Annotated in this window: 20 protein-coding genes and 1 tRNA gene; 14 read left to right on the top strand and 7 right to left on the bottom strand. The window is 64.8% G+C overall.

Annotated features, from left to right (window positions below):
* The 11 genes from xrtA to FFS68_RS13850 form a co-directional block, all read left to right on the top strand.
* Nucleotides 1-1,245, top strand: a 1,245-nt coding sequence (gene xrtA / locus FFS68_RS13900) for an exosortase A (protein ID WP_137753792.1), incomplete at its 5' end; no start/stop codon positions are given.
* A gap of 10 nt (nucleotides 1,246-1,255) precedes the next feature.
* Complete coding sequence (locus FFS68_RS13895) at nucleotides 1,256-3,151, top strand: XrtA/PEP-CTERM system amidotransferase (protein ID WP_137753791.1); 1,896 nt, start codon at nucleotides 1,256-1,258, stop codon at nucleotides 3,149-3,151.
* 236 nt (nucleotides 3,152-3,387) lie between these two features.
* Entirely contained in the window at nucleotides 3,388-4,572 is a 1,185-nt protein-coding gene (locus FFS68_RS13890; RefSeq protein ID WP_137753790.1) for a GNAT family N-acetyltransferase, read from the top strand.
* The gene (locus FFS68_RS13885; protein ID WP_137753789.1) at nucleotides 4,569-5,435 is read left to right on the top strand and encodes a cupin-like domain-containing protein; all 867 of its coding nucleotides are present in this window, start codon (nucleotides 4,569-4,571) and stop codon (nucleotides 5,433-5,435) included. Before FFS68_RS13890 ends, FFS68_RS13885 begins: the two co-directional genes overlap by 4 nt.
* A gap of 174 nt (nucleotides 5,436-5,609) precedes the next feature.
* Nucleotides 5,610-5,828, top strand: a complete 219-nt coding sequence (infA, locus tag FFS68_RS13880; RefSeq protein WP_010162480.1) for a translation initiation factor IF-1 — start codon at nucleotides 5,610-5,612, stop codon at nucleotides 5,826-5,828.
* Entirely contained in the window at nucleotides 5,825-6,427 is a 603-nt protein-coding gene (locus FFS68_RS13875; protein ID WP_137753788.1) for a nucleoside triphosphate pyrophosphatase, read from the top strand. The genes infA and FFS68_RS13875 overlap by 4 nt, the downstream gene beginning before the upstream one ends.
* Nucleotides 6,420-7,403, top strand: a complete 984-nt coding sequence (locus FFS68_RS13870) for a ribonuclease (protein WP_137753787.1) — start codon at nucleotides 6,420-6,422, stop codon at nucleotides 7,401-7,403. The genes FFS68_RS13875 and FFS68_RS13870 overlap by 8 nt, the downstream gene beginning before the upstream one ends.
* On the top strand, nucleotides 7,393-7,575 hold the full coding sequence (gene yacG, locus FFS68_RS13865) for a DNA gyrase inhibitor YacG (protein WP_137753786.1): 183 nt from the start codon (nucleotides 7,393-7,395) through the stop codon (nucleotides 7,573-7,575). The genes FFS68_RS13870 and yacG overlap by 11 nt, the downstream gene beginning before the upstream one ends.
* 96 nt (nucleotides 7,576-7,671) lie before the next feature.
* A tRNA-Phe gene (locus tag FFS68_RS13860) sits at nucleotides 7,672-7,747 on the top strand.
* Between the two features lie 64 nt (nucleotides 7,748-7,811).
* Nucleotides 7,812-8,357 (top strand): pseudouridine synthase, encoded by a 546-nt coding sequence (locus tag FFS68_RS13855; RefSeq protein ID WP_137753785.1) that lies wholly within the window; start codon nucleotides 7,812-7,814, stop codon nucleotides 8,355-8,357.
* 209 nt (nucleotides 8,358-8,566) lie between these two features.
* Entirely contained in the window at nucleotides 8,567-11,185 is a 2,619-nt protein-coding gene (locus FFS68_RS13850; RefSeq protein WP_171003885.1) for a TonB-dependent receptor, read from the top strand.
* A 112-nt stretch (nucleotides 11,186-11,297) separates the two neighbouring features.
* On the opposite strand, the gene FFS68_RS13845 is transcribed toward FFS68_RS13850, so the two are convergent.
* A complete protein-coding gene (locus tag FFS68_RS13845) occupies nucleotides 11,298-14,282 on the bottom strand; it encodes a TonB-dependent receptor (protein WP_137753784.1) in 2,985 nt (994 codons plus the stop codon).
* Nucleotides 14,283-14,717: 435 nt separating this feature from the next.
* Here FFS68_RS13845 and folE point away from each other — a divergent pair, with 435 nt between their 5' ends.
* Both folE and FFS68_RS13835 read left to right on the top strand, forming a co-directional pair.
* A complete protein-coding gene (folE, locus tag FFS68_RS13840; RefSeq protein ID WP_171003884.1) occupies nucleotides 14,718-15,320 on the top strand; it encodes a GTP cyclohydrolase I FolE in 603 nt (200 codons plus the stop codon).
* 2 nt (nucleotides 15,321-15,322) lie between these two features.
* Nucleotides 15,323-15,853 (top strand): hypothetical protein, encoded by a 531-nt coding sequence (locus tag FFS68_RS13835; RefSeq protein WP_137753783.1) that lies wholly within the window; start codon nucleotides 15,323-15,325, stop codon nucleotides 15,851-15,853.
* On the opposite strand, the gene FFS68_RS13830 is transcribed toward FFS68_RS13835, so the two are convergent.
* The 6 genes from FFS68_RS13830 to FFS68_RS13805 form a co-directional block, all read right to left on the bottom strand.
* Nucleotides 15,834-16,490 (bottom strand): Fe2+-dependent dioxygenase, encoded by a 657-nt coding sequence (locus FFS68_RS13830; RefSeq protein ID WP_137753782.1) that lies wholly within the window; start codon nucleotides 16,488-16,490, stop codon nucleotides 15,834-15,836. The genes FFS68_RS13835 and FFS68_RS13830 overlap by 20 nt on opposite strands.
* Nucleotides 16,491-16,497: 7 nt before the next feature.
* Complete coding sequence (locus tag FFS68_RS13825; RefSeq protein WP_137753781.1) at nucleotides 16,498-17,535, bottom strand: hypothetical protein; 1,038 nt, start codon at nucleotides 17,533-17,535, stop codon at nucleotides 16,498-16,500.
* A gap of 302 nt (nucleotides 17,536-17,837) precedes the next feature.
* Complete coding sequence (gene rplI, locus FFS68_RS13820) at nucleotides 17,838-18,470, bottom strand: 50S ribosomal protein L9 (RefSeq protein WP_137753780.1); 633 nt, start codon at nucleotides 18,468-18,470, stop codon at nucleotides 17,838-17,840.
* 14 nt (nucleotides 18,471-18,484) lie between these two features.
* Complete coding sequence (gene rpsR / locus FFS68_RS13815; RefSeq protein WP_088440322.1) at nucleotides 18,485-18,709, bottom strand: 30S ribosomal protein S18; 225 nt, start codon at nucleotides 18,707-18,709, stop codon at nucleotides 18,485-18,487.
* Nucleotides 18,710-18,720: 11 nt separating this feature from the next.
* Nucleotides 18,721-19,089 carry a 30S ribosomal protein S6 gene (gene rpsF / locus FFS68_RS13810; RefSeq protein ID WP_137753779.1) on the bottom strand — a complete coding sequence of 123 codons (369 nt, stop codon included), beginning with the start codon at nucleotides 19,087-19,089 and terminating at the stop codon, nucleotides 18,721-18,723.
* A gap of 154 nt (nucleotides 19,090-19,243) precedes the next feature.
* The gene (locus FFS68_RS13805; protein ID WP_137753778.1) at nucleotides 19,244-20,632 is read right to left on the bottom strand and encodes a Mur ligase family protein; all 1,389 of its coding nucleotides are present in this window, start codon (nucleotides 20,630-20,632) and stop codon (nucleotides 19,244-19,246) included.
* 157 nt (nucleotides 20,633-20,789) lie between these two features.
* Between FFS68_RS13805 and FFS68_RS13800 the strand changes: the two genes are divergently transcribed.
* Entirely contained in the window at nucleotides 20,790-21,617 is an 828-nt protein-coding gene (locus FFS68_RS13800; RefSeq protein WP_137753777.1) for an LD-carboxypeptidase, read from the top strand.
* Nucleotides 21,618-21,630 lie beyond the last annotated feature (13 nt).

The following is a 21,630-nucleotide window of genomic DNA, read 5'->3' as shown; positions in this document are numbered from 1 at the left end:
GGGCTGGTGTGGCTGGCCGGCGAGGCGGCTGGGGTGGGACTGTTCCGCCAGCTCGGGCTGGTGCTCATGCTGCAGGGCGCGGTCGGCGCGGCGCTGGGCGAGAAGCTGGTGCGCGGATTGCTGTTCCCGCTGGGCTATGCGCTGCTGCTGGTGCCGTTTGGCGAGGAGCTGGTGCCGCTGCTCCAGACCTTTACCGCGCATATCAGCGTCGTCCTGCTCCATTTGTCGGGCATCGACGCCGAGATGGAGGGGGTGTTTATCACCACGCCCGCGGGCTTCTTCGAGGTTGCCGAGGAATGTTCGGGGATCAATTTCCTGATCGCGATGCTCGCTTATGCGGTGTTCGCGGCGCATCTGTGTTTCAAGAGCTGGACGCGGCGGATCGTCTTTGTCTTGGCTGCCTTGGCCACCACGATCTTTGCCAATGCGCTGCGCGCCTATGGCACGATGGTTGCCGCCGAAATCTGGGGGATCGAGGCGGCGGGCGGCATCGATCATATCTTCTATGGCTGGATCTTCTTCGGGCTGGTGATTGCGATCGTGATGCTGGTGGCGTGGCGCTGGTTCGATCGGCCCGCGAACGATGTTGCGGTCGATGTGAGCGGGCTGGATGGCCCGCCGCGTTTTGTTGGTCCGGCCAAGACGGTGTTGGCTGCGGCGCTGGCGATCCCGTTGATCTTTGCGGGCTGGGCATGGCTGGTCGGCGGGCGCAGCGCGCCGTTGCCCGAGACGATGGCAGTCGAGGCGCCGCGCGGATGGAGCGAAGCGCGCGCCGGCGGCATGGCGTGGACGCCGCGCTTTGATGGCGCCGACCAGCGGCTGCTGCGGCACTTTGTCGATGCCACGGGGCGCCGGGTGACCGTCGCGATCGGCGGCTATGAACGTCAGGCCGAAGGGCGCGAAGTTGTCGCGTTCGGGCAGGGGGCGGTCGATCCCGACAGCCAATGGGCGTGGAGCGCGTCGCTGCCCGCGGTCGAGGGCACGAGGACCGAACGCCTGTTTCATCCCGGCCCGGTGCTGCGTGATGCGGCGACCTGGTATGTCGTCGATGGCGCGGTAACCGGCGATCCGCGCCGGGCGAAGCTCGCGGGGCTCAAGGCGCGACTGCTTGGCGGCGATCCGCGCGCGCTGTCGCTGATCGTGTCGAGCGAGGCGCGGCAGGGCGGGCGCGATGCGGTGGAGGATTTCGTTTCCGCGTCGGGCGGAGCCAAGGCAATGGCTGACCGCGCGCTGAAACTACGATAGGGACCGGCCCATGTGTGGGATCGCGGGCATCTATCATCTGGAGACGGCAAAGCCCGTCGACCCGGCGCGGCTGCGCGCGATGCTGTCACCGATGCAGCACCGCGGTCCCGACGGATCGGGCGAGTGGACCGCGGCGGGGGTCGGCCTCGGCCATTTGCGCCTGTCGATCATCGACATTGAGGGCAGCCCGCAGCCGATGGCGAGCGATGACGAGGCGGTGACGCTCACCTACAATGGCGAAATCTATAATTTCCGCGAGTTGCGGAGCGAGCTGGAGGATCGCGGGCATCGCTTCCGGACCAGTGGTGATACCGAGGTCATCATCGCGGCGTGGCGGCAATGGGGGCCGGATTGCCTGTCGCGGCTGAACGGGATGTTCGCCTTTGCGATCCACGATCATCAGCGCGGTTGTCTGTTTCTGGCGCGCGACCGCTTGGGGGTGAAGCCGCTGCATTATGCGCGGCTGTCGGACGGGTCGGTGGCGTTTGCCTCGGAACTGAAGGGGCTGCTGCGCAACCCGTTGCTGCGGCAGGAAGCGAACCTGACCGCAATCGAGGATTTCCTCGCCTTTGGTTATGTCCCTGACGACAATTGCATCGTCGCGGGGGTCGAGAAGCTGGCCGCGGGGCATTACCTGTTGCTCGAACGCGGCAAGCCGGTGCCGGCGCCGACGCGCTGGTGGGCGCCCGATTTTTCCAAACGCATCCGCGCAAGCGAGGCCGAGGCGGCCGAGCATCTCGTCCATCTGATGCGCGCCGCGGTCACCGACCGCATGGTCGCCGACGTGCCGCTCGGCGCCTTCCTGTCGGGCGGGGTCGACAGCAGCGCGGTGGTCGCGCTGATGGCGGAGGCGAGCGCCAAGGCGGTCAAGACCTGCACGATCGGCTTCGATCAGGCGGCGCTTGACGAGACCGCTTATGCCCAGCAAATCGCCGAGCGTTTCGCGACCGATCACCGCACCCGCACCGTGTCGTCGGGCGACTTCGGGTTGGTCGACACGATCGCCGACCATTTCGACGAGCCCTTTGCCGACGCCAGTGCGCTGCCGACGTATCGCGTCTGCGAACTGGCGCGCGAAGAGGTGACGGTGGCGCTGTCGGGCGATGGCGCTGACGAGGCATTCGCGGGATACCGGCGGCTGGTGTTCCAGCATCAGGAGGAACGGCTGCGCGGGCTGATCCCCGGTTTCATGCGCCGCGGGGTGCTGGGGCCGCTGGCGAAGGTGTGGCCGCAAATGGACTGGGCGCCGCGCCCGCTGCGCGCCCGCGCGACGCTGGCCAGCCTGTCGAAGAGCGGGGCGGAGGGCTATGCCGAGGCGGTCGGGGTGACGGGCGTCGGGCAACGCGCGCGGCTGTTCAACGACGCGGCGCACCATGCGCTGGGCGATCATGTCGCCGAGGCGCGCTATTGGAAAGCGATGGCCGACGCCCCGGCGCGCGAGCCGCTCGACCGCGCCCAATATGCCGATCTGATGATCTGGCTGCCCGGCGACATCCTGACCAAGACCGACCGGATGAGCATGGCGGTGAGCCTGGAGGCGCGCGAGCCTTTGCTCGACTATCGCCTGATCGAATTTGCCGCGAGCCTGCCCGCGGCGATGCGCGTCAAGCGCGGGACGGGCAAGGCGATCCTGAAGCAGGCGATGGAACGCTATCTGCCGCACGACATCCTGTATCGGCAGAAGATGGGATTTGTGACGCCGGTGTCGCACTGGTTCCGCGGGGCTTTGGTAGAGCAGGCGAAGGGGCTGGCGACGTCGTCGACGCTGGCGCGATCGGGCTGGTTCGACATGGCGGAAATCGAACGCATCGTTGCCGTACACCAGTCGGGGCGGCGCGACCATGGGCGGTTGATCTGGCAGTTTTTCATGCTGGAGAAGTCGCTGGCGAAATTGTTCGGGATTTGAGGATTTTGTCCCTTCCCCTTGATGGGGGAGGCAGCGAGACTTGCGAACTTGTTCGCTAGTCGCAGCGGTAGGGGTGCGCTCGCGGCTTTGGATGACCGTTCAAGGACGCGCCGTCACCCCCATCCAACTTCGCCTAATCGCTGCGCGATAGGGCTGCGTATCCTTCCCCCATCAAGGGGGAAGGGGTGAGTCAAATCGCCACCCCATTTTAACGCTTCCCTGCTAACCTCCACCCGATGACGGTGCACCCCGCCTTTCCTGCCAACGCCGCCCCCGCCGATCCGCTGACGGTTCGTGTCGTCGATCCGCTGGCGCTGTCGGACGAGCTGGCGGCGGCGTGGGACCGGCTGGCGGCGGAGGCGAGCGAACCCAATCCGTTCGCCGAACGCTGGTGTCTGCAATCGGCGCTGCATCTGCTCGACCCCGAGCGCAATGCGCGGCTGGTGATGGTGCGCGATGGCAGCGACGGGCCGGTGATCGGGATCATGCCGATCGCTGCCGCGGCGCGTTATGGCCGCCTGCCGCTGCGCCATGTCAGCGGTTGGGCGCATCCGAATCATTTTCACGGCGCCCCGCTGGTCCGCGCGGGGTTTGAAAGCCTGTTCTGGTCGATCCTGCTCGGCTGGTGCGACGCGGCGCCGTGGGCGCGCACGTTGCTGCATGTGCCGCGCCTGACCGAAGATGGCCCGTTGCACCGTGCGCTGATCGATGTCGCGCGGGTGCGCGGCGGTGAGGTGGAGGTCGTCCACCGCGAGGAGCGCGCGCTGCTCGACAGTCAGCTGTCTCCCGAAGATTATTGGGACGCCGCGGTGCGCGCCAAAAAGCGCAAGGAATTGCGGCGGCAGGCGAACCGCCTGGCCGAACAGGGCGCGGTGGGCTTTCGCTGCTGGCAGGCGGGCGAAGCGATCGATCCGTGGATCGACGCCTTCCTCGACCTGGAAGCGCGCGGGTGGAAAGGGCGCGCCGGCTCTGCGCTCGCCAGCCATAGCGACACGCAAGCGTGGTTCCGCGCGATCGTGGCGGGCGCCGCCGACGCGGGCCGGCTCGATATGCGCGCGCTCGACCTGAGCGACCGGCCGCTGGCGATGCTGATCAACTTCCTGGCGCCGCCGGGGGGCTTTTCGTTCAAGACCGCGTTCGACGAGGATTATGCCCGCTTTTCGCCCGGGGTGCTGCTGCAACAGGCGAACCTCGACCTGCTCCGCGATCCCGTGATCGCGTGGGTCGACAGCTGCGCCGCGCCCGACCATCCGATGATCGACAGCGTCTGGCGCGAGCGCCGCGCGCTGGTCTGGGTCAACGCCGCTTTGTCAGCCCCCGCCGACCGGCTGCGGTTCGCGATGCTGACCCGCGCCGAGCGTTTCTGGCGGCGCCGCAAGGGTGCCCCCGCGACCGAAAATGCGATAGAAAGCCCGACATGACCGCGCCCCAGCCGATCGCCGCGCCCGTCTTTCCGCCCGCCACGCTGGCGGCGATGGCGGCGCTGTATCCGCAGCAGGCGGGGCTGCTCCATCATCATCTGCCCGACCATCCGTTGCTGTCGCTCGAAGCGCTGGCAGAGCTTGGCGAAGGCCTGCCGGCGAGCGAGGTCGAATATAATCCGGGCGATGTTCCGATCGGTATCCGCCCCGAAGATATTCCCTCGAACGGCCTGTCGATCGGCGAAACGATCCGCACCATCGACAGCAATGGCAGCTGGGCGGTGCTCAAGAATATCGAGAATGTTCCGGCCTATCGCGCGCTGCTGATGGACCTGCTCGGCGAACTCGAACCGGTGGTGAACCCGCGCACCGGCGCGATGCTGACCCCGCAGGGGTTCATCTTCATCTCGTCTCCGGGGTCGATCACGCCGTTTCACTTCGATCCCGAGCATAATATCCTGCTGCAATTGCGCGGCACCAAGGTGATGAACGTGTGGCCGTCGGGCGACGAACGCTTTGCCCACCGCCGCGAGCATGAGCGATATCACACCGGTGGTCATCGCAACCTGCCGTGGGAAGAGGATTATCAGGGCGGTGCGCAGCAGGTGCCGCTTGGCCCTGGCGACGCAGTGCTGATGCCGGTGATGGCGCCGCATTTCGTCGCCAATGGCGATGCGCCGTCGATCTCGCTGTCGATCACGTGGCGCAGCGAATGGAGTTACCGTGAGTCGGAAGCGCATGCGGCCAACGCGGCGCTGCGCCGCATCGGGCTGAACCCCGCAATGCCGCCGCGCTGGCCGAGCTATGCCTGGGCGAAGACGGTGGCATGGCGGATCGCGCGGCGGCTCAGACTTGTGTCCTGACCGGTCGATGTCGTCACCCCGGACATGATCCAGGGGCCACCCGTCCTCGATGAAAAGATGGATGCCGGATCCAGTTCGGGATGACGAAACTCATGGGTATGACAGATTGCTTTCAATTGCCGCAAATTGGCGTTATGGGCGCGCATCCTTGAATATCGAGCCCATAGAGGACTGATGGCGAAAGAAGAACTTCTGGAAATGCGCGGCCAAGTGGTCGAACTGCTGCCCAACGCGATGTTTCGCGTCAAACTGGAAAATGACCACGAGATTCTGGGCCATACGGCCGGGAAGATGCGCAAGAACCGCATCCGCGTGCTCGTTGGCGACGAAGTGCTCGTCGAACTCACCCCTTATGACCTGACCAAGGGTCGGATCACCTATCGCTTCAAGTGAACAGCGCGGCGAACATTCCCGCGCCAAATCCGGCTCTCGTACTGGCTTCGACTTCGCCGCGCCGGCATGAATTGCTGGCGCGGATCGGCGTCGCGCCGACGCGTATTGCGTCCCCCGACATCGACGAGACGCCGCGGAAGGCCGAATTGCCGCGCGACTATGTCGCACGGCTCGCCCGGGCCAAGGCGCTGGCGGTTGATCGCGCGCCGCATGAAGTGGTGCTGGCCGGCGACACGACCGTGGCGATCGGGCGCCGCATCCTGGAAAAGCCCGTCGACGAAGCCGATCTGCGCCGCATGTTGGCGCTGTTGTCGGGGCGGCGGCACCATGTCTATTCGGGGCTGTGCGTCGTCGGCATCGACGGCAAGCCGCGGGTGCGCGTTGCTGATACCGTCGTTGCGTTCAAGGTGCTGAGCGCCGCCGAGGTCGACTGGTATGTCGAATCGGGCGAAGGCATGGGCAAGGCCGGCGGTTATGCGATCCAGGGGCGCGCCGAATCTTTTGTCCGCTTCCTGTCGGGCAGCCATTCCAATGTCGTCGGCCTGCCGCTGTTTGAAACGCGAACGCTGCTGACCAGTGCGGGCATCGCGCTTGGCTGAGTGGCTGTACGAAGCCGGGATCGGCGAGGCGCGCGCGGCGCTGGTCGATGGCGAGGAAATCCTTGAGGCGCGGATCGAACGCGACGGCGCCGGGCCGCGTGTCGGTGCAATCGTTGCAGCGCGGCTGCTCGAGACCGGTAAACCGCCGATGGTGGCACTCGACTGGCCCGGCGCGCCGCTGGCCTCGCTGACCGGATTGCCGCCTGCGACGTCGATCGGTGCGGCGCTGACGGTCGAGGTCACCCGCATGAGCCTGCGCGAGCGCGGCCGCGACAAGCCGGCGCGGGCACGGCTGGCCGAGGCGGGCGCAGCGGTCGGTGACGGTCCTGATCTGCGCACCCGCATTGCCGCGAGCGGCCTGCCGGTAACCGACCTGCGCCCGACCGACCCCGATCGGCTCGAACAGGCGGGCTGGTCCGAACTGATCGACCATGTCCGCACCGGCCATTGGCCGTTCGCGGGCGGCGCGCTGTGGGTCGATGCGACCCCGGCAATGGTGCTGATCGACATCGATGGCGACGGCGACGCGCTGACGCTGGCCAAGGCGGGCGCGCGCGCGGCGGCGGGTGTCATCCGCTGCTGCGACATCGGCGGGTCGATCGGCATCGATTTTCCTTCACTGCCCGATCGCGCCGGGCGCCACGCGATCGACGCCGCGGTCGATGCGGCGCTGCCGCAACCCTATGAACGCACCGCGGTCAACGGGTTCGGGCTGATGCAGATTATCCGCCGCCGCGATCGCCCGTCGCTGATCGAACAGGTCGTGCTCGACCCCGTCCCGACCGACGCGGCGCTGTTGCTGCGCCAGGCCGAGCGGTCGGTTGGGACAGGGGTTTTGACCCTGACCGCACGCCCCGCGGTGATCGACCATATTACGGCGGATCCGACGTGGATCGCCGCCCTGCAAAATCGCACCGGCCGTCCGGTTCAGCTGACCCCCGACGCCGCCAGCAAAGGAATTGGGCATGCCCAGTAGATCGCCGCGCTGTCCCCTCTGCGGCAAGCCGCGCGAGGCGGAATTCAAACCCTTTTGCAGCCGCGGCTGCCGCGACCGCGACCTGCTGAAGTGGTTCGGCGAAGGCTATCGCGTGCCCGCCGCACAGGCGCCCGACGGCACCGCCGACGATGACCGTTTCGACGACGGCTGAGCCCGGAAAACAGGCACCACAAAGCCACTGGACAGGATGGAAAGCCGTGCCTATAGCCGCCGCTCGCCAGCGCGGCCATCGGGTCGCAGCGGCCCAGCCCGGGTAGCTCAGTTGGTAGAGCATGCGACTGAAAATCGCAGTGTCGGCGGTTCGAACCCGTCCCCGGGCACCATTTTCCTGATAGGCATCGGCAGGGTTGGTCGCGCCCGTGGTGCGGCGTGGCGGGGAGGAAAGCCGTGGGTCGCATCATCCTGTTCAACAAACCTTATGGCGTCCTGTCGCAGTTCACCGATCGCAGCCAGCCCGAGGCGCGCGCAACGCTGTCGGACTATATCAATGTGCCGCAGGTTTATCCCGCCGGGCGGCTCGACCGTGACAGCGAAGGCTTGCTGATCCTGACCGACGACGGCGCGTTGCAAGCGCGCATCGCGTCGCCGCGGCACAAGACGTCCAAGACCTATCTGGTGCAGGTCGAGGGCGAACCCGACGCTGCGAGTCTCGACCGGTTGCGGACCGGGGTCGACCTGAACGATGGCCCGACCCGGCCCGCACAGGCCCGCTGCATTGCGCCGCCGCCGCTGTGGCCGCGCGATCCGCCGGTGCGATACCGCAAGAGCGTCGCCGACAGCTGGCTGGAGATCATCATCACCGAAGGGCGCAATCGCCAGGTGCGCCGGATGACCGCCGCGGTCGGCTATCCGACGCTACGGCTTGTGCGGTTGCGGATCGGCGCCTGGGAGCTCGGCGACCTTGCGCCCGGTGCCTGGCGCGCGGTGGAGTAGGGCCCGCGCGCCGCGGTTAGAGTCGCCGTGCTCGCATTTTGCTGCAGTGCAAACTGTTGCTTTTCGGTCACAAATCGCGAGAAAATCGGACCGGTACACTGCCGCCGCGTTGACGCGGCGGTCGGTGATATTACAGCGGGCCGTTCCGGTGGGGCATCTCCCGCTTTGGCGAAAGGCCGCGCTTTCACCGGTTTGGAGAGAGATACATCATGACTTTGCGCAACCTTTTGCTGGGCGCCACGATGCTGTGCGCCAGCGCCGCCCCCGTCGTCGCTTTTGCCCAGGACGCTGCCCCCGCCGACGATAGCGCGGTTGCCGTCGACGATACCGATTATGGCAATGACATCATCGTGACCGCGTCGAAGCGGTCGCAAACGTTGCAGGATACCCCGGTTGCGGTGTCGGTGACGTCGGCGGCGCAGCTGGAGGAATCGCAGATCCGCGACCTCATTGACCTGCAGACCGCGGTGCCCAGCCTGCGCGTGTCGCAGCTGCAGTCGAGCGCCAACACCAACTTCATCATCCGCGGTTTCGGCAATGGCGCCAATAACGCGGGGATCGAACCGTCGGTCGGCGTGTTCATCGACGGCGTTTATCGTTCGCGTTCGGCCGCCCAGATCGGCGACCTTCCCAATGTCGAGCGTATCGAAGTGCTGCGCGGCCCGCAGTCGACTTTGTTCGGCAAGAACGCATCGGCGGGCGTCATCAGCATCGTCACGCAAAAGCCGCAATATGACTTCGGTGGCTCGGTCGAGGCGACCTATGGCAATTTCAACGCGATCACCGTCAAGGGTGACGTCACCGGCCCGATCAGCGAAACCGTCGCCTTCTCGCTCGGCGGCAGCTTCAACCGCCGCGACGGCTATGCCCAGGATCTGAAGCTCGACACCGACGTCAACGATCGCAACCGTTGGGGCGTGCGCGGCCAATTGCTGTTCGAACCGACCGACGCCCTGTCGATCCGCCTGATCGGCGATTATGACAAGATCGACGAAAATTGCTGCATCGCCGGCAACGTCATCGCCGGTCCGACGATCGCGATCACCAATGCCTTGGCGGGCGGTCCCAGCGTCGACGCCAACAACCCCTTCTCATTCAATGTGTACAATAATTTCCTGTCGTCGAACGAGATCGAAAATTACGGCGGTTCGGCGCAGATCGATTATGATCTGGGCACGATGGCGCTGACGTCGATCACCGCGTACCGCGAGGTCAAGGCGCTGACCAACCAGGATTCGGACTTCACCGGCGCCGACCTGATCGGCGAGAACAGCCAGGATCTGGGGATCGACACCTTCACCCAGGAACTGCGCCTGACGTCGGACTTTGACGGCCCGATCAACTTCCTGCTCGGCGGTTATTATTTCAACGAAAAGATCGCCCAGAAAAACGACATCCGTTTCGGTACCCAGTTCCGCCCCTATGGCGACCAGCTGATCCGGGCGGCGAGCGGCAATGCGCTGAACGTCGCGATGCTGGAGGCGACGTTCGGGACGCTCGAAGGCGCACCGACTCGTTACACCAACACCTTCTTCCGCGCCGGCAATGGCCTCGACGAAGCCTATCGTCTGAAGGACGAGGCCTTCTCGGTCTTTGGCACGCTCGATTTCGAGGTCAGCGACCGGCTGACGCTGACGCTCGGCGGTAACTATACCAAGGATCGCAAGGACTTCTCGACCAATGTGATCAGCACTGATGTGTTCTCGGGCATTAATCTCGATGCGCCGCAATATGCACCGTTCCGCAACCAGTTGCTGCTGGGCGGCGCGTTGCAGCAGGCGGGGGTCAATCCGAACAATCCGGCCGCTGTCGCCGCTTTCGCAACCAACCCCGCGACCGCGCCGATCTTCCAGCAGTTCCTGGCCTTTGCCGCCGCCAACCAGAACAACCCGGCGGCGAACCCGCTCAATGGTCTGAAGGCGTTCCAGTTTCTGCCGCCGTTCCTGAACGTTCCGAATTCGGTCGAGGACGGCAAGACCAACGACGGTGATTTTTCATACAGCGTCCGCGCCGCCTATGAGCTGACCGACACGGTCAACGTCTATGCGACCTATGCGACGGGCTTTAAGGCGAGCTCGGTTAATCTGTCGCGCGACAGCCGCCCGCTGGCGTCGGACCTGCCCGCGATCACCGCTGCGGGCCTCCGCACCCCCAACCTTGCCGCGGGTTCGCGCTTTGCGGCTCCCGAAGAATCGACCGTTTACGAGTTCGGTCTGAAGGGCCAGTGGGACGTCGCGGCGGTCAACATCGCGGTGTTCAAACAGTCGATCAAGGGCTTCCAGTCGAACGTCTTTACCGGCACCGGCTTCGCGCTGGCCAACGCCGGCAAGCAATCGACCTTTGGCATCGAGTTCGACGGTTCGGTGCGGCCGGTCGACGGGCTCAACCTGACGCTGGCGGCGACCTATCTCGACGCCAAATATGACAGCTTCGTCAACTCGGCCTTCGGCGACATCTCGGGCACCACGCCCGCGGGTATCCCCGCGCTGTCGATGTCGATGGGCGCCACCTACACGCATGAATTTGCGGGCGGGACCAAGGCGATCGCGCACGTCGACTATGCGTATGAAAGCCCGGTCCAGATCGTCGAGGGCCTGAGCGGCTTCCCGGCGGGCGTCGTCGAGGGTCTGCAGCGCGAGGTCAACTCGCTCAACGCATCGTTCACGATCCGGCTGACCAACGGACTGGACGTCGGCGTGTGGGGCCGCAACCTGACCGATGCGCAATATCTGACGACGATCTTCCCGGCGGTGGCGCAGGCGGGCAGCGTGTCGGGCTATCCCAGCCAGCCGCGCACCTATGGCGGCACCGTTCGCTTCAAATTCTGATCGCGGTAGGCCGGGGCCGCAAACGCCCCGGCCACCGGATCAGCGGACAAAAGAAACCCCGGCCTCTCGATTGAGAGGCCGGGGCTTTTTGTTGGCGTTGCCAAGCTCGCGTTTAGAACTTCACGCCCGCCGCGATGCCGTAGCGGCGCGGTTCGAGGGTGAAGATGTTCGTATAATTGCCCGACGACTGGTCGGTGACGTACAGGCCGGTGACGCTGTTGGCATCAAAGATGTTCTGAACGAAAGCGCGGACGTACCATTTGTCGTCGGTGCCGTTCAGCTGCATCTGGGCGTTCACCTGGGCATAGCCTTTGATCTTGTTGACGTTGCCGTTGAAGATGCTGCCCGAGCTGTCACCGGTGTAGGCCAGATCGAAGCGCGGGACGAGCGTCATGCCGCCATCGCCGAGGCGCGCGGTATATTGCACGCCGGAGCTGAACTTGTAGTTCGGTGCCTGCGGCAACTGGTTGCCCTTGATGTTGACCGGGATACCGGCCGAGAACACCTCGACCCCGCCGAATGCCGGACCGACGCTCGCGGCCGCGGCCTGGAGGATGCCGCAGATGCTGAACGCCCCGGTCGAGGCGATCCCGCCATCGGCTGGGAAGGTGGTCGTGTTCTGCAGGCCCGCACCGCCGCGCACGCCATTGGCGGCAAAGGCGCCGCCGTTGATGAGCGCGTTGATCTGGTTCACATAGCCGTTGACCCCGGCCACGCTGCCCGATGTCGAGGCCACCGCGCAGTTGGCCGCATTGGTGATGTCCTTGATGATGACAGCATCGGCGCGGCCGCCACCAAAGTCGCGCGGGTTGCTGAAGAAGCTGTCACCCGTCACCTTGGTCTTCAGGTAACTGAAGCCCAGGTTGATCACCCAGTCGGGATCGGGCCGCACCAGCGCTTCGGCCTCGAAGCCATAGATGTTGGCGTTCACATTGTCGTTGACCGAGGTACGCGCGACGATGCGGCTGAGCTGGAGATCCTTATATTTATAATAGAAGGCGGTCAGGTTCAGCTGAAGCTCGCCGTTGCCGAAGGTGTTCTTCGACCCGATTTCGAACGAATCGACCTGTTCGGGCTTGAAGGATTCGGGAACCGCAAAAATCGGTTGCAGCGGCGGGTTGATACCGCCCGATTTATAGCCGCGCGAATAGGACGCATAGATCAGATTGTCGTCGGTGACCTTGAAATCGATCACCGCGCGGCCGGTCAGCTTGTTGAACGACACGCTGCGTGACTGGAACAGCTGGTTGCCTGCCGTGCCAGGATCGGCGTCGAACGATCCGACGAACGGCGAATCGAATGCGCTTCCGGTCTGGCCGTGCGGGACCAGGAAGCTGGCGAGAGTCGAGCGCGCCAGCACACTTTTCTTGTCATTGTTGTACCGCAGGCCCGCTGTGATTTTGACCCGGTCGCTCAGCTCGACATAGGCTTCGCCGAAAATGCCATAGGATTTGATGTCGAGTTGGTCGGTGTTGTTGCGGAAGAATGGCGTGCCAAGGAACGACGGCGGCAAGCCATTGCTGAACGAGGTGAACGCGCCAAGGACGCCGGTGAGATAGTCGATCGGAAAGGCGTTCACATAGTAGCTGTTTTCGGTCAGCTCATAGTCGGCATAGATGCCGCCGAGCAGGAAGTTGAACGGGCCGTCGAAATCGCTGGAGATGATGCCTTCGGCCGACCAGCTGCTGTTATACTGGTTTGACCGGTCGAATTGCAGCGACGTCGCATCGCAGATGCGGTTGCCGCCATAACTGCCCAGTCCGCTGTCATCGGCTTGCGAGGTGCAAAGCGGGCCGCCGGGGCCGTTGGGGATAAGCGCGGCCACGACGGGGGCGAAATAGGGAACCAGTGTCGGGCCCAATCCACCGCCGGCAGCCGCCTGCAATGACGCCAAACCGGTGGCATAGAGCGTGCGGTTCGGTACGTTGCTGTTATAGTCCTGCTGGGATTCCAGTTTCACCTTTTGATACTGGCCCGACAGCGACACCGAGACGGGCCCGAAATTATGCTCGATTTCGCCGCGCAGCGTCAGCTCGCTGGTGAAATATTCGGGGGTGAAGGCGGTGTTGACGACCCGCGGATCGCTGGGGATCGTCGAGTTCGCATAGACGTCCGGACCGTAAAGGCTGCCCAGCGCGAAATTGAGTCCGAGCGGGTTTGTCGGGCCAACAACGCCGACCGGAATACCCTGGGTCGCCAGAAACTCGCGCGAGGTCAGCGCGGCGGTAAAGGTTGCGTTGCCGTTGAACGGCGAATTGTCGCGGCGGTTGTTCAAACAGCCAAGGATGCCGGTCGGATCACGCTGGCACAGCTGTTTCTGGATACGGGTGCGATTGTCGCGCTCGTGGAAATAGGAGGCGAGCAGATCGACCGTGGTATCGTCGCTGGGTTCCCAACGCAGCGAGCCGCGGACCGAATAAAGATCGCGGTCGTCGATGCGCGTGTTCAGGAACAGGTTCTTGGTATAGCCGTCGCGGTTGAGGTAGATGCCCGCAACGCGCAGGCCCAGGGTGTCGCCGATGGGAATATTCACCATCGCCTTGCCCTTTATCGAATTATAATTGCCATATTCGGCCTCGGCCGCGGCCTCGAAAACGCCCAGCTTCGGTTTGGCGGTGATGACGTTGACCACGCCCGACGTCGCGTTGCGGCCGAACAAGGTGCCCTGCGGACCGCGCAGCACTTCGACGCGTTCCAGGTCGAAGAATTCGGTTTCAAACAGGCGGGTTGAAAACAGCGGGCTGCCGTTCAGGTGGATCGCGGTCGCGCTGTCGCAGGTCGTGCCGACGCACAGATCGCCGATGCCGCGAATGGTAAAGCTGGCGCTCGTGAAGTTGGTTTTGGTGAAGGTGACGTTGGGCAGCGTCAGCTGCAGATCCGACGGGGTCTTGATCTGCTGCGCCTCCAGCGCTTCGGACGAAAAGGCGCTGACCGCGATCGGCACGTCCTGCAGACGTTCCGACTGGCGCTGCGCCGTGACGACGATTTCGCCGCCGAAAGCATCGCGTTCCACTTCATCCGCCGCGTCCTGCGCCCATGCCGGTGTCGCCACCGCCATCGCCAGGATCGAGGTTCCGATCAGTGCCTTGAACTTCATCTATAGCCTCCCTTTTTCGATCCCGCAGGTGCGGAACCGCCCAAACTTAAATTGTGGTAAGGGGAGGGGATAAGACCAGACATGACAAAGGGCACCGGACCGAAACGGCCGGATGCCCGGGTGTATCCCACTTGCCAGCTGTGCTGGTCATCGTCCTCTCCCACCGGCGTCGGGGAAAACGCCAGCCTCTCCGGATCACGACCCGCTTGAGCGGGTTCTGTAATGCAACTCAAAGGTGCGCTTACTTGACGCAAGCGTCAAGTCACTTGTTCGATCCGGAAAGCGACGCGAAACAGCACAACTTAAAAAAAGCAAAAAGCCAAGTTTCCGCAACGTAAACTTGCGCGCCGGGCAGATTTGTTGTTGTCCAGCCCTTGCTTATCGGGGCATGGGCACCGAAATGTGCGGCAAGAAAGCAACAGTGAAAGCGGGGCGATGAGCGACATCAGCAGTGAAGTGGGGCCGGACGGCAAGGTGATCGTTCCCGACCATGTCGCGGACGCGGTGCGGACGCTGATCGAATGGGCCGGCGACGACCCGGCCCGCGAAGGCTTGCTCGACACGCCGCGGCGGGTGGCGCGGGCGTGGAAGGAATATTGCAGCGGCTATGCCGACGATCCGTCGATCCATCTGTCGCGCACCTTCCAGGAAGTCGGCGGCTATGACGAGCTGGTGCTGCTGAAAGACATTCCGTTCCAGTCGCACTGCGAACATCATATGGCGCCGATCACCGGCAAGGCGTCGATCGCCTATATGCCGCGCGACCGCGTCGTCGGCATTTCCAAGCTGGCGCGCGTGCTCAACGGCTATGCGCGGCGGCTGCAGGTCCAGGAACGGCTGACCGCCGACGTCGCGAAGTGCATCTGGGACAATTTGCAGCCGCATGGCGTCGCGGTGGTCATCGACGCGCAGCATGGCTGCATGACCGGGCGCGGGGTGCGCACGCCGGGGGTCGGCATGGTGACCAGCCGCCTGCTCGGCTGCTTCCTCGACGATCAGCGCAGCCGCAAGGAAGTGCTGAGCCTGATGGGCTATTGACGATGGGCTGGCGGGCGCGGCGGAATCATTCGTTCCGCGCCCGGCTGCGCGCCTTTCAGGAAATGCGCGGCGAGACGCCCGATGCGGGATTTATTGCCGATCTGGAGTTTCTGGAAAATCGCGATCTCGATCTGTCGGTGCGGATTGGCGGCTTGCTGGCGTTCAATGCGCTGGCGATCACGATCGGGACGCATCCGATTTCGGCGAGCCCCGGCGCCCCGCTCAGCCTCGACGCCGCGACGCAGCCATGGCTGACGATCGCCAGCATTGTCGGCATCCTGCCGCTGATCCTTTCCAGTTTCCTGTGTTTGCGCGCGCTGCTGCTGGGCGAAGAGTTCGACAGCGACGGCCTCGACAAGGCCGACGGGCTGCGCCAGCGGTTGTTCGCCGCCTTTACCCATTCGATCGACGCGCAGGCGCGGCTACTGTCGGTCGCGGTGCGGGCGACGATTGCCGGCGGGGCGCTGACGCTGGCGGTGTGGGTATGGATCCTCGCCGAAAAAATGCTTCAGGTCAGCGCCGCCACATCCTGAGTAACTGATATTGCACCGCCTGCAGCCGGGTGAAATTCGCCGGGTCCATCTGGCCACCCTCGATTGCCGCGATTTCGTTGAGGTCGTACATCAGGCCGCGATGTGCAACGTCGGGGATCAGGCTTTGAATGAAGGTGATCGCGACCAGCCGTTCGCCGCGCGTCACCGGCTCGACCTCGTGCAGGGTGTGCGAGGGGTAGACAACCGCGACCCCGGGGGCTTCCTTGAAACGCAGGTCGGCGTTGCCCAACTGCACATGCAGCGCGCCGCCGTCATAGTCGGCGGGATCGTTCAGGAAGACGGTACAGCTGACATCAGTGCGCAACTGGCCGTCGGGCAGCGGAATATAGGCGGCGTCGGGGTGCAGCCCATAGTGCATGCCGGGTGAATAGCGTGTCAGCAGCGGCGGGGCGATCCGGGCCGGAAAGGAAAACGCCATGAAATCGGGGTTCTGGACCATCGCGTCGAGCAACAGCTTTGACGAGCGTTCATAGGCGCCGGCGTCGTGCAATTGCAGGTTGTTCTTTACTGTTGAATGCGGATTGCTGATCCGCCCATCGACGAACTGGCCGCTCGCGGCGATGTCGCGCAGCGTGCGCACCGTTGCGTCGTCGAGAAGCTGGACGATCTTGAACATGGTCTTCCTATCGGCGGTGGACGGGCAGGTCGGCGAGACGTGTATAGCGCTTTGCCAGCGCTTCAACCCATGCGATCGCCTCGGTGATCGCGGGGGCGTGGTCGGCGGCGGCCTGGGCTTGCAACTGGCGGCGCAGATCGGGGCTGTAGCCATGTTCGGGCGCCTTGGAATATTGGCGCATGATCGGCCCCGCGAGCGCCGCGTCGATCCGCGCGGCATCGGCGGCCAGCCCAAAATGCGAGGAGATGGCGGCGAGCGATGGCGCGGGGGCGGCCAGCATCGCTTCAAAGTCGACCCACAGGTGGCGCGGATCGGTCGGCGGCACGGTGCGCTGCGCGGTGGCCATTTCGCACAGCCAGCTCATCGCGATGCGCGTGACCGGGGGCAGTTGCCACAGCGCGACCGGGTAATCGGGAAGCTGCGCCGCCAACCGCGCCATGCGGGCGGGTGCCTGCGCCAGCGTTTCGGCCAGCGACGCCTCGCCCGCCAGGATCGTCTCGATATAGCGGGCAAGGGGGACGTGGAGGAACAGCGCGCGGCCATCGGCGCCGGTCAGATCGTCGGCGATCGCGGTGATGACGCTCGACGCTTTGACCATCGCGCGCTGGCCGGGCGCAAAGCCGCGGCCCAGCCAGCCGACGGTCTGCGCCAGCCGCTGGCGGTACCGGTCGGGTGACCAGACCGACTCCGGCCGATCGACCCGCTCGGCGACCTGCGCCAGCGTGCGCAGCAGCATCGGCTCGCGCAGCGGCAGAATGTCGTCGGTGTCGGCGAGCAGGCGCGACACCAGCGTCGATCCGACATGGCCGATATGAAAGATGAAATGCGGCGCTGCGGCGGCCGGACCAAGATCGGGCACGACGTCCCACGCCAGCCATTCGCGGCCGATGCGGTCGGTCAGCAGCCGCTGATCGAGGAAACTGGCGGCGCGATAGTCGGCCTCGGTCAGCAGCGCAACGAGCAGCCGGTCGTTCGCGAGGTCCGCCATATGCGGCAACAAGCCCGCGTCGGCGGCAAAGCGGGGCTGGAACGGATCGTCGGCCATCTTTGCCGCCATAGGAAAGGCGAGACGGGTTGGCCAGTCTTTGGCGGTATGGGTGATGATTTGGGGGGGGGCGGACTTACACCCTCTTCGTCATTCCCGCGAAAGCGGGAACCCAGCGAGCCGACGGCGCAACTTGGTTCCCGCTTTCGCGGGAATGGCGAAAGGAGAGGCGGAACGGCAAGTTTAGGTCGTTACCCGCCATTCTCGCCATCGGGTTGCCAATACCACCATTCCCCAACGCAAAAGGGCCGCGCTTCCATCAAGAAACGCGGCCCTTTCAAAAGGCGTTCGCCAAAGGAGGCTTAGTCTTCCTTGGCGTCGTCCGCTGCTTCGTCGCTGGCCTCGGCGGCCAGTTCCGACGGCGGCGTCGCGTCGTCATATTCGTCTTCGCTGTCGGGTTCCAGCGCCGTGGCAACCGCCTCGGCCTGTTCTTCCTCGAACATCGCGGCGATGACGTCGATGCCTTGCTTCTGCATCTCGGCTTCATCGGGCGAGCGGGCGACGTTGACGCCGACCGACACGATGACTTCGGGGTGCAGCTTGACCTTGACGTCGACGAGGCCGAGCGACTTGATCGGGCGTTCGAGTTCAACCATCGACTTGCCGAGGCCAGTGACGCCGTCTTCGGCGAGCGCGTCGACGATGTCGCGGACCGAAACCGAACCATACAGCTGGCCGGTGTTCGACGCCTGCCGGATCAGCACGATCTGCTTGCCGTCAATATCCTTGGCGCGGCCTTCGGCTTCGCCACGGCGTTCGGCGTTGTCAGCCTCGATCTTGCCGCGGTTCGCTTCGAACAGCTTGCGGTTGGTGTCGTTCGCGCGCAGTGCCTTGTTGTTGGGCAACAAATAGTTGCGGGCAAAGCCGTTCTTGACGTTGACGACATCGCCGATGCCGCCGAGTTTCTCGATGCGTTCGAGCAGAATGATTTCCATCAGACCAGCCCTCCTTACTTCACAATGTAGGGGAGCAGGCCGATGTGGCGCGAGCGCTTGATCGCTTTCGCCAGCTCACGCTGCTTTTTGGCGGACACCGCGGTAATCCGCGACGGGACGATCTTGCCACGCTCCGACAGGTAACCCTGGAGCAGGCGAACGTCCTTGTAATCGATGACCGGTGCGTCCTTCGCGGTGAAGGGGCAGGTCTTGCGGCGGCGGAAAAAGGGTCGTGCCATGGTCTTTATCCTTATTCTTCGCCGTCGCGGTCACGGCCGCCACGGCCGCCCCGACGTTCCTGCTTGCGCATCATGACCGACGGACCCTTTTCGAGTTCGTCGACTTTGATCGTCATCCAGCGGATGATGTCTTCGCTGATCGCCGCCTGACGCTCGATTTCGGCAATCGCTTCGCCCGACACTTCGGCCGACAACATCACATAATGACCCTTGCGGTTCTTCTGGATCTTGTAGGCGAGCTGCTTCAGGCCCCAGGTTTCGGTCTTGTGGACCTCGCCCTTGAATTCGGTGATGACGTTGGTGACGGTTTCCGCCAGCGCGTCGACCTGAGCCTGGCTCAGGTCCTGACGCGCAATAAAAACATGCTCGTAGAACGGCATGGTGCGCTTCCTTCGATTTGGCCGATCGCTGACCTGCGCCAATCGCAGGCCCCTCCGGCTGTCGTCTTGCTTTGCGAATCGATGCAAAGCAAATGGGGCGACGGCAAAGAGCCTCGCCCCAATGCGGCGGCCTATACAGATTCGTGGACGGAAATCAAGCCGCCGAGGCCAGCTTTTCCAACAGTTCGCGCCCGAATTCGGTGAGCGTATCGTCGCGCGCACCGAGGATGAGGATGCGGTCGCCCGGCTTCGCTTCATCGAGCATGGCCGCGCCGCACGCCGCGCGGGTAGTCAGGTGCAGCGCGTCGGCGCCGCCCGCGACGATGGCGGCGACCAGCGCTTCGCTGCCGATGCTGCGGTCGACGGTGCCGCCGAAATAGACGGGATCGCAGACGAACAGCTTGTCACCGTCGCGCATCCCCGCAGCAAAACTGGCGGCGAGTTCCTGGCCCATCTGGCGCAGCGGGCCATAACCGTGCGGCTGGAAAAACAGCAAGGCGCGGCCCGGCAGCTCGGCGACGGCGGCGAGGGTCGCGGCGACCTTGTCGGGATTATGCGCGAAATCATCGATCACGGTGACGCCGCCGGCCTGACCGAGCACTTCGTAACGGCGGGCGAGGCCGGTGAAATTGGCCAGCGCCGCGACCGCATCGGCGACCGATATGTTGACCGCGCGCGCCGCGGCGATCGCCGCCAGCGCGTTCATCGCATTGTGGCGGCCGGGCATTCGCAACCGCACCTCGTGGGTGGCCGCCTGAAAATGAACCTGGAAGCGGCAGCCGTCGGGCAGCGCCGTAAAATCGCTGCCGCGCAGCGCCGCGCCGTCGCCGAACCCGAAGCGCAGATTGTTGTCGGCGTTGCGCAGCGGCGCCGATTCAGGATCGTCGGCATTGATCACCGCGATCCGCGCCTTGGCGACAAAATCGCCGAACAGCGCGTGCAGTTCGTCCAGGCTCTTATGGTCGAGGCTGATGTTGGTGACGACCGCGACGTCGGGTCGATAGAGCGCGATCGAGCCATCGCTTTCATCGACTTCGCTGACGTAAAGCGCGTCGCCACCGACCAGCGCGCTGGCAAAGGGCCGGTCGTCACTCGCGAAATTGCGCATCACCGCGCCGTTCATCACCGTCGGCTTTTTCCCGATGCTGTCGAGGATCCAGCCGATCATCCCGGTCACGGTCGATTTGCCGCTGGTCCCGCCGACCCCGATCGCCTTGTCCGCAGCATTGAACAGCGCGGCGTTGAGGTCGGCGCGGGTCATCCGGGCGAGGCCGAACGCGTTCGCCGCAGCGATATCGGGGACACTGTCCTCGATCGCCGCCGAGGCGACGAGGATCTGACCGGCTTTGGGTCCGCTGCCGTCCTGCGGATAAAAGGTGATGCCCTGCCGTTCGAGCCAGGCGAATTTGTCGGGCGTCCGCCCCTGATCGCGGCTGCGGTCCGATCCCGAAACGGTACCGCCACGCGCCGCGACGATCATCGCGAGTGGCAACATGCCCGACCCGCCGATGCCGCAGAAGAAATAGGATTTGTTTTCCGACATGGCGGCGCGATATGGCGTTCGTGAGGGGTTTGCAACGGGAACAGCTGCAGATGCTCTCCAATCGTCACCCCGGACTTGATCCGGGGCCTGCCTTGTCTTGAAGAAGGGAGGGCGGGTCCCGGGTCAAGCCCCGCATGACGGACAAGAAGGATCACCAATGCGCATCGGGATTGTTGCTCCCTCGACCCCCATATTGCCCGACGATGCGGAAGCCGTCCGCGCGCTCGCCAGCCTCGGCTATCCCGACGTCGAACTGATCTTCGACCCGCAATGCTTCGCCACCCACGGCCATTTCGCGGGCGAGGACGGGCATCGCTTTGCGGCGCTGGTCGAGATGGCGAACCGCCCCGACATCGACGCGGTCTGGTTCGCGCGCGGCGGTTATGGCGCGTGCCGGATTGCCGAGGATGCGGTCGCCGCGATGACCGGGGCGGCGCGGGGCAAGGCGTTCCTTGGCTATTCGGATCAAGGCAATCTGCTCGGCGCGCTCTATCGCGACGGTTTCGACCATGTCGCGCACGGCCCGATGCTCGCGGATATCCGCCGCGAGGGCGGTGACGCCGCGGTGCTGCGCGCGCTCGACTGGCTGGTCGCGCGCGATCCGGGCGCGTGCGAGAATGGCTTGCAGCATGGTGCGCGCCACGCGGCGTTCAACCTGATGACGCTGTCGATGCTGCTCGGCACCCCGCTGGAGCCCGATTTGTCCGGGCATATCCTGCTGGTCGAGGAGGTCAGCGAATATCTTTATGCGTTCGATCGCGCCTTTTTTCACGTCGCGACCTATCTCGGGCCGCGCAGCCTTGCCGGGCTGCGGCTCGGCCGGGTCGGCGACATTCGCGAAAACGACCGGCCGTTCGGGCTGGAAGCAGAAGAGATCGCGCGCGGCTGGTGCGCGCGGTGCGACATTGCCTACCTGGGCAGCGCCGACATCGGCCATGATGCCGACAACAAGGTCGTGCCCTTCGGCTTGCATCGCGCGGGGTGAGGGAATAGGCGCG

The organism is Sphingopyxis sp. L1A2A, from assembly GCF_005502465.1.
GTDB lineage: Bacteria > Pseudomonadota > Alphaproteobacteria > Sphingomonadales > Sphingomonadaceae > Sphingopyxis.
Note: the sequence above shows the minus strand (reverse complement) of the source record. Positions and strands in the feature narration are given on the sequence as shown.

Bases quoted from the DNA above. Each gene is read 5' to 3' on its own strand.
- FFS68_RS13895 (WP_137753791.1), top strand. From the start codon at position 1,256: ATGTGTGGGATCGCGGGCATCTATCATCTGGAGACGGCAAAGCCCGTC.
- FFS68_RS13890 (WP_137753790.1), top strand. From the start codon at position 3,388: ATGACGGTGCACCCCGCCTTTCCTGCCAACGCCGCCCCCGCCGATCCG.
- FFS68_RS13885 (WP_137753789.1), top strand. From the start codon at position 4,569: ATGACCGCGCCCCAGCCGATCGCCGCGCCCGTCTTTCCGCCCGCCACG.
- infA (WP_010162480.1), top strand. From the start codon at position 5,610: ATGGCGAAAGAAGAACTTCTGGAAATGCGCGGCCAAGTGGTCGAACTG.
- yacG (WP_137753786.1), top strand. From the start codon at position 7,393: ATGCCCAGTAGATCGCCGCGCTGTCCCCTCTGCGGCAAGCCGCGCGAG.
- FFS68_RS13850 (WP_171003885.1), top strand. From the start codon at position 8,567: ATGACTTTGCGCAACCTTTTGCTGGGCGCCACGATGCTGTGCGCCAGC.
- FFS68_RS13845 (WP_137753784.1), bottom strand. From the start codon at position 14,282: ATGAAGTTCAAGGCACTGATCGGAACCTCGATCCTGGCGATGGCGGTG.
- folE (WP_171003884.1), top strand. From the start codon at position 14,718: ATGAGCGACATCAGCAGTGAAGTGGGGCCGGACGGCAAGGTGATCGTT.
- FFS68_RS13835 (WP_137753783.1), top strand. From the start codon at position 15,323: ATGGGCTGGCGGGCGCGGCGGAATCATTCGTTCCGCGCCCGGCTGCGC.
- FFS68_RS13830 (WP_137753782.1), bottom strand. From the start codon at position 16,490: ATGTTCAAGATCGTCCAGCTTCTCGACGACGCAACGGTGCGCACGCTG.
- FFS68_RS13825 (WP_137753781.1), bottom strand. From the start codon at position 17,535: ATGGCCGACGATCCGTTCCAGCCCCGCTTTGCCGCCGACGCGGGCTTG.
- rplI (WP_137753780.1), bottom strand. From the start codon at position 18,470: ATGGAAATCATTCTGCTCGAACGCATCGAGAAACTCGGCGGCATCGGC.
- rpsR (WP_088440322.1), bottom strand. From the start codon at position 18,709: ATGGCACGACCCTTTTTCCGCCGCCGCAAGACCTGCCCCTTCACCGCG.
- rpsF (WP_137753779.1), bottom strand. From the start codon at position 19,089: ATGCCGTTCTACGAGCATGTTTTTATTGCGCGTCAGGACCTGAGCCAG.
- FFS68_RS13805 (WP_137753778.1), bottom strand. From the start codon at position 20,632: ATGTCGGAAAACAAATCCTATTTCTTCTGCGGCATCGGCGGGTCGGGC.
- FFS68_RS13800 (WP_137753777.1), top strand. From the start codon at position 20,790: ATGCGCATCGGGATTGTTGCTCCCTCGACCCCCATATTGCCCGACGAT.